Here is a 6,797-nt window from a genome sequence, read left to right on the forward strand (position 1 = left end):
TGCTCCACGGCATTTAATGAATGGGCTAGCATGTACGCTTGAGCCAGAAAGGCATACAGATGAATAGTCAGGAGTTCGTTTGAAAAGTTACTTTTTTGCACATTAAGCCGAGATGTAAGACCAGTAGTAAAAGAAGCACTAAGCATAGCACTGATAAATAACTTATTTTTCAGCATGTTATAACCAGTGCATACCTGGTAGCTTTCAACCTTGTTTGGCGAGGGCCAGCTTAGGGCTTCTTTTGAAGATCTGAAATTGTATGTCGCGACCTTTCTTAACTTCTTGATAATCGAGATATCCGATAGATTCAAGTTCCCGCATTGCTTTACGAATTATCTGGTTTTGCGTACGAATAGGGGTTGTAAGAAGCAACCTTTCCCTCAACCGTTTCATATTAACGAACAACGTACCAGCTGGCATTGCTTCAAAATAAATATAGAGAGATTGCGCAGCTTCTTTTTTAGCCAAAATGTATAGAACCTGAAGGCTTAACAATGTCTTATGGTCGTAACGATACAGTTCCCACATAGAAGGATCCCCAACCAACTCAACAGTATCGCTTTTTGGATCAATCATAGCCTTCTGCACCAGATGCGTTACTGTGAACCGACCACTCCGAGAGTCTGAGAAGGCAAGCACTACCGATGCAAGGTTCATTAATGACTCTTTAAAGCGCGCACGAGTTCGTTTGTTGATGTTTGTTGAACTGATACCACACATCTTCGCAAACTCGTTAAAAGTCAGGGTAATCTTCTCGGAAGTAAAACCATATTTACTGAAAGCCATGATGATCCCGAGCCAGCACTTAAAGTCGGTAGACATAGATAGTTTGACACCAGTTATCTTGATGTCGTCATAACCCTCCGATCTTGCAATTTCCATACACGAAAGCTCATCAGAGGCATCAACTTCAAAGTTTCGGTCGCGGTTTTCTTTTGTGCCGACAGGGGTAAATACACTCAATCTCAACAGGGCCACGGGCTGAACCGACTTGGACGAGTTAGGCGTCAGTTGATAAGTCTTACCTGATTCATTACTGGTTACGTCAAAAGGATGGATTAACTCGTTGTTTTTAATCATTAACTTAACTCGTCGGTGATAAGATTTTCATTTGGCAAACTGTTTATAACATATTCTTGCAAATGCTTTTTACGCATTAACCTAAATGCCATAAGCATTCCAGTAAATGCCTTCCTTATTCATTCAAATGCTTTTCGCATGCATCCGAATGCCGGATCCTTTCATAAAGTCACTATAATCAATGAGTTAAAGATGCCGTGATCTTTACTTGAACTCTATTGATCTTTAGTGATCTAAAGAATTGATCTATCCTGTTGAAAACAATGATAAGTCCATATAAAACAAGGAATAGCGCTCCTTTAACAATATCTACAGATCGCAAACGGAAATGAACGAGGGTCTACTATCATTGTTTTATTCAAGACAGTTTTTATTTTAATTTTATTAAGCAAATTTTTTGAGTTTACCTTTTAGATGTATCAGCCCTATTTGGCAAATTTGAGGTTCATGTATCATGTAGTAAACAGGAGGAAGATATGAACAACAGCAAACATACAGTCATTGAAGTGGATACTAATCTAGTTGAAATTGAAAAGGGATTTAATCCCCGAGAGGCGGTAATCGGAGATTTGTGTTACGAACAAGAACCTGTCAAGTCGATGATTGTGTCAATCAAACAAGCCTTTAAGGAAGGAAGGCAGGTTGATATGATCAAGGTCGTAAAAAGAAAAGGTAAATATTTAGTTCGTCAAGGTCATACTCGTTTTCATGGCTTAAAATTAGCAATTTCTGAAGGTGCTAATATTCCAAAATTATCTGTTATCCTAATCGATTATAAAAACGAAATTGAAGAATACCTTGAGAACCTCGATGGTAACAGAAGCAATGGGCTAAATCCGGTTGGGCAAGCTCATGCATTAGCTCATGCTGTTAGTCTCGGGTATTCGGTTGAAGAACTAGCAATGCGATATCAACGATCAACTACCGCAATTCGTAATATGCTAAAAATCCTTGATATGCCATTAGAGCTTCAACGTTTGATTAGCCTAAATCTAATCAAAAAAACGCTCGCCATTGAAATAATGTTAAAATATTCCAACGATCACAAAATGGTTTTAAAACATATAGAAGGTTTCTTACCTGGCGTTAAGAATATTGAGACTACAACGAGCAAAATTGTAGGCATACCTGAACACAATGCAGCTGGAGCAGGACCAGACACCTTAAATAAAGGCGGACCAGAAAAGAAAAATTCGGCAGTCACTCGTAAGACTTTGGGTATTAAGCGCCTCTCGCATAAGAAAACAGAACGGCTAAAATCTGAATTTCTTGAGCTTGTGGAAAGTACACATACGGAATCTATAACGAATACTCAAACAGAACTAAAATTTGGTAGAGATAGTGCACACTTGTTCAAAAATGTTAATAGTAATAATGTAATATTTTCCAATGATGGTGTTCAAATAATCTTGAATGATGAAAAGCTAAATATTTTATTGTCTTTACTTAACGACGAAAATACAGCAATCATTGTTTCTAAACCAAAATTAGAAGAGCTTCTGGAAATTCGAGATCTCCTTAAGGAATATTAAAAACGAGGATTAGTTGAGTGATTAAACCTATAAAGCTGACTCTTATCGATAATTATAGTGATTTGCTTCTAACTCATGAAGTCCTTAAACGCAACATGGAAGAGTTAGAACACGGTAAACGTTTTGATCAATTTCCTGAAGGGCATGACCACTATGAAAAAACTGTGAAAGAAGCTGTAGCAATCGTAGAGGCACGTTTGGAGGTGTTTCGAAAATGAAATCTCTTTTCTTTACTCTTGATGGTCATATGGTACCAGCCTCAGTGAATGTATCACTTAACGGAGATGGAAATTATTATGCACCTATCGAAAGAGAATGTAACGAATGTGCGGGCACAGGCCACAAAGGGGCTGATTTATGTGAAAAGTGTCATGGGGTACAAACAGTTGGACCCATTATTGAAAAATTAGTGGCACTAGAGCCAATTACCTTTCTCGATAACATTCCGGAACTGCGTGTTAACCCAACACTCGAAGCATGGAAATCCAGAAACCACGTCCTTATTGAGAAAGCAAAAAAGGCTAACACTAAGTTTTCTAATAGTATATTGGCGCAATTAGACAATAACCGTTTCTTGACAGAACGCCAGCTGGATTGTTTATTTACAACTTTTGATGTGATGTTGTCTGAAACTCCGGAAAATGAACAAGAAATTTTAAAACATAGCTACAATATCGGCCAGGTCATAAGCATTGAACTAACATTTACTGAAGTCAGGGCCGCGTACGCAAAAAGTAAAGGGAGTTATTTTTTTACATTTACTGGTAAAGTTAGAAATGACGGGATCGCTTTAACGGCCGATAAACAGGATCACATTTTATTGGGTGAACGTTATCATTTGACTGGAAAAGTCAGAAAATTCTATGAATTTGATTCGAAAAATTATGCTGCAATAACAGTTTTTAAGTTAAATAAACTCCAAGACAGTTAAATGTTTTTGCTGCTTAAATATAGAGCCAAGACTTTAACTGTCGTTAGGACTCACTCACGTAATATTGTTGCTTACGCAATGGGTTTTATCCCTCATAAAGATCTGCGAGTATAAATCTTTTACATTTAAATTCCCCTCTATCAGAACCTTTTCTATTGTAAAAAAATGATAATCTTATTAATTATAATTTTAATTTTTTGTATACCAATACCATACAGTTAAGGCTAAAAGGTGATGATGGAGATGGACTTTAAAATGCACAATGATCTGGGTCTCGGTTTCATTTGTAAAAATGCAAGAACATCGTCAAAGCCAACGTTAAGAAAAGTTACTTTTCCGGTAAGCGCATATGAAACGTCTAAGCTTTCTTTAACCGGTTTTCAATGCCCCACAGCCTGCCGTTTTCCTTTTTTTGTGCTATGCATGATAATCCATAACCATCTTTCGTCTGCATGCCCTATCACCCAAAATGAATGTTCAAATCATATCTCGCAATTTTCTATCGACATTAAAGTACAAGATTGGCTTAGCCGTTCAAGAGTAGCGTTTATTGATTTCCATAATCTTAGAAATACAGATAAAACCACTTTAATAACAGTGAACCATCTTGAAGCTTTACTTACTGTTATGTCGACTACTCTTGTCGCTTATGTTCCATATTCAAAAAAGAGACTAAACTTTAGCTTTCTAAACTCATTCACTTTGTCTAAAACTTCTCAAAGTTACACATTAACTTTCCCGGTAGTTCTCAGTCCGCTTTTAGATGCTCTTGGCGACTTCATTCAGGAATGCATAACCGAAAAATTGTTAAAACGACGAAATTCGAATTTCATGGTTTACGAGTATCTTAAACGTTCAGGCCAGAGCTCTCATAAAGTGGAGGACATTAATAACGACTTACAGCTTAAAAGTCTAAATATAAGACTTATGAGCGTCCTTACTGGCCTTTCTCAGCAAGGACTCATTTCATTTATTTGCGAAGGAAAGAGGGGCGACCGGAGAATAGAAGAGCTTCAGTTTATACCTTATGTTCAACGAACTTACCCTGAGGTATTAACTTTTGAGGAATGGATTAGCCTAGTTGATTAGAATTTACTCTATTTCAGCACGGCCAGTATTTCTGTTTCCGTTTTCCGTGTATTCGGCTTACTTCCTACGGATCGGTAAGCGCTGAGTCTGTGTATGACGAATCCACGCTCTTCATAGAGGCCCAAAGTGAATGATGTCAGGCTATTTGATATCGCAACAGCAGCGCCTTTTCTGTGAGCGTCAACGAGCATATTTGCTAACAGCACGTGGTCGCTTTGGCTGAACGGTTTACCATCGTAACTGACAAAACTAGTTTTGCTTGTTTTGTCATATGGCGGATCACAGTAAATCTGATCTCCTTCACCGGTTGCGGCCAGAGTCTCCTCAAAACCAGCGGTGATCAGTTCAATACCTGAAAGACGAAATGAAAGGTAGTCTATTTTATTGAGGTCAAGCTTCAGTTCTGTATGTTTCCCCCACGGCACTGAATAGATTCTTTCTGAGTTATAGCGGCACATACCGTTATAGCCCAGGCGATTCAGGGAGTAAAACAAAGCCGCTCTTTGAAGCGATTGACCAGAAATACAGGTTTTGTTGAAACGGTCCCTCATCTCATAGTAGTCCTTTTCGACAAAGGTTTTATCCGCCAAGTTTTGGACCTGATTTATAAAGTTAGTTTTCTGTCTTTGAATAGTCCTGTATAGGTTGATCAAGTCTGGATTGCTATCTGCAAGCAATGCATTTTGTGCAAACATGTTCAGAAAAACGGCACCACCGCCTATAAAGGGTTCTACCCACCGGCAACTATGATCGTGTGGGTAGTGATGGCTGATGAAAGGCATCAGTTTCGTTTTTCCACCAGCCCATTTGATTATCGGCATGTGTCTGAGATGTCGAGTCAAAGTGTCTATACCTGAGAGAGAAATTTAGGTGCTGGTATCGTACCTAACCACGGGCTTTAACTAATAACTTAGGGAGCAAAAAAAAGTTGTTTAAGACGCACAGTTTTGACTTTCAGCATTTCGGATTTATAAGATTTTTCCTCACTTATACCTGAACTTTATGTTTTGGATTTATGTATTTGTTTATGAAGCGATTTTTATGCCATCACAAGTAATGGGGAGCCACCTTTTTTTGTAAAAAATCAGAATAGGCTCAAAAAGTACCTTTTTTGCGAAAAATTATGAATTTTTTTTTCGGTAGTATCCCCGCTACGCAGAAAGTAAGCAGAAAAATGTAACGGAGCCCCTATGAGTGTTTTACTGACAGAACCTACACAGCAAGCTAATGACAAGGTCTTTAAAACGGCCCATGTTGCCTTTTCAGTAGTTACTGGCACAGGCCGTTACGTCACTGGGCTTAAACAGTTCCGTGATGCAAACCCTGAACTTTGTACTGAAGTAAGTGACCAGAAAGCATGGGCTATCCACCCTTCAGTAATTCAGGTCACGCCAGGCTTCAACTCCCGCGAAATGGGAATGGGTGACGATTACTATAAGCTCCCTGAGGTTGAAGAACACATCTACAACATCAAGAATGCCTACATTCGAGGTGACTATGTAGACCCTATCCGAGTACGTGTCATTGATGGGGTACCTTTTGTTCGCCAGGGGCACTGCCGTTTAAAAGCCGCAATGATGGCATGTGATGAAGATCATGACATCACAATCCTTTGCGTTGAGATTAAAGAAGATGAAATTGGCTGTGAGCTCGCGACCATTGATGGTAACCGTGGTCTTGCGCTTTCTCCTGTTGCGCTTGGCGAGTCCTATCGTCGCCTACATTCTCTTGCTGGCTGGTCACTCGAACGAATTGCTCAACGTGAAAATAAAAGCCCGACGACCATCAGTTCTCTTATCCGCCTGACAACCTGTTCTGTTGTTATCAAGAAATGGATTCATGCTGACGCTATTTCGTATGTTAACGTGCTTTCACTGATCGATGAGCTCGGCGAAACAGAAGCAATTTCACGTATCAAGAAGATGATCGCAGAACTTGAGCAGGCCGATGCGAATGGCATCACGGTGAAAAAAACCCAACATGGTCAGGTACGAGTCAGACCTTCAGACTTCAAGCCAGCACGGATTCCGCCGGTTATTGCCACAAAAGCCGTATGAACCGCCCCGGGTTTCCTGGAGAGTGTTTTATCTGTGAACTCAGGCTGCCAGATCATCGTTTCCGATGGAAGCATAATAAGCTTTTTCTGCTTCTGCCGGAGGAGTATG

At 39.5% G+C, this 6,797-nt stretch carries 7 protein-coding genes; 5 read left to right on the forward strand and 2 right to left on the reverse strand.

Going from position 1 to position 6,797, the window contains the following annotated elements:
* Positions 1-204: 204 nt before the first annotated feature.
* Complete coding sequence (locus tag ACJHYR_RS21680; protein WP_000594612.1) at positions 205-1,080, reverse strand: RepB family plasmid replication initiator protein; 876 nt, start codon at positions 1,078-1,080, stop codon at positions 205-207.
* Positions 1,081-1,556: 476 nt separating this feature from the next.
* On the opposite strand from ACJHYR_RS21680, the gene ACJHYR_RS21685 reads away from it, so the two are divergent.
* The 4 genes from ACJHYR_RS21685 (at position 1,557) to ACJHYR_RS21700 (ending at position 4,632) form a co-directional block, all read left to right on the forward strand.
* Entirely contained in the window at positions 1,557-2,612 is a 1,056-nt protein-coding gene (locus ACJHYR_RS21685; protein ID WP_001065779.1) for a hypothetical protein, read from the forward strand.
* A 17-nt stretch (positions 2,613-2,629) separates the two neighbouring features.
* Positions 2,630-2,830, forward strand: coding sequence for a hypothetical protein (locus tag ACJHYR_RS21690; RefSeq protein WP_000594931.1), 201 nt, complete (start codon positions 2,630-2,632; stop codon positions 2,828-2,830).
* A complete protein-coding gene (locus tag ACJHYR_RS21695) occupies positions 2,827-3,543 on the forward strand; it encodes a zinc finger-like domain-containing protein (protein ID WP_046788421.1) in 717 nt (238 codons plus the stop codon). Before ACJHYR_RS21690 ends, ACJHYR_RS21695 begins: the two co-directional genes overlap by 4 nt.
* A 255-nt stretch (positions 3,544-3,798) precedes the next feature.
* Complete coding sequence (locus ACJHYR_RS21700) at positions 3,799-4,632, forward strand: hypothetical protein (RefSeq protein WP_001426339.1); 834 nt, start codon at positions 3,799-3,801, stop codon at positions 4,630-4,632.
* 8 nt (positions 4,633-4,640) lie between these two features.
* Here the strand turns inward: ACJHYR_RS21700 and ACJHYR_RS21705 are convergent, their stop codons facing one another.
* The gene (locus ACJHYR_RS21705; RefSeq protein WP_001121575.1) at positions 4,641-5,453 is read right to left on the reverse strand and encodes a DNA adenine methylase; all 813 of its coding nucleotides are present in this window, start codon (positions 5,451-5,453) and stop codon (positions 4,641-4,643) included.
* A gap of 369 nt (positions 5,454-5,822) precedes the next feature.
* On the opposite strand from ACJHYR_RS21705, the gene ACJHYR_RS21710 reads away from it, so the two are divergent.
* Positions 5,823-6,689 (forward strand): ParB/RepB/Spo0J family partition protein, encoded by an 867-nt coding sequence (locus ACJHYR_RS21710; protein WP_410233147.1) that lies wholly within the window; start codon positions 5,823-5,825, stop codon positions 6,687-6,689.
* The last annotated feature ends 108 nt before the right edge of the window (positions 6,690-6,797 follow it).

Source organism: Escherichia sp. WS1450, from assembly GCF_046487395.1.
GTDB classification, from domain to species: Bacteria; Pseudomonadota; Gammaproteobacteria; order Enterobacterales; family Enterobacteriaceae; genus Escherichia; species Escherichia coli.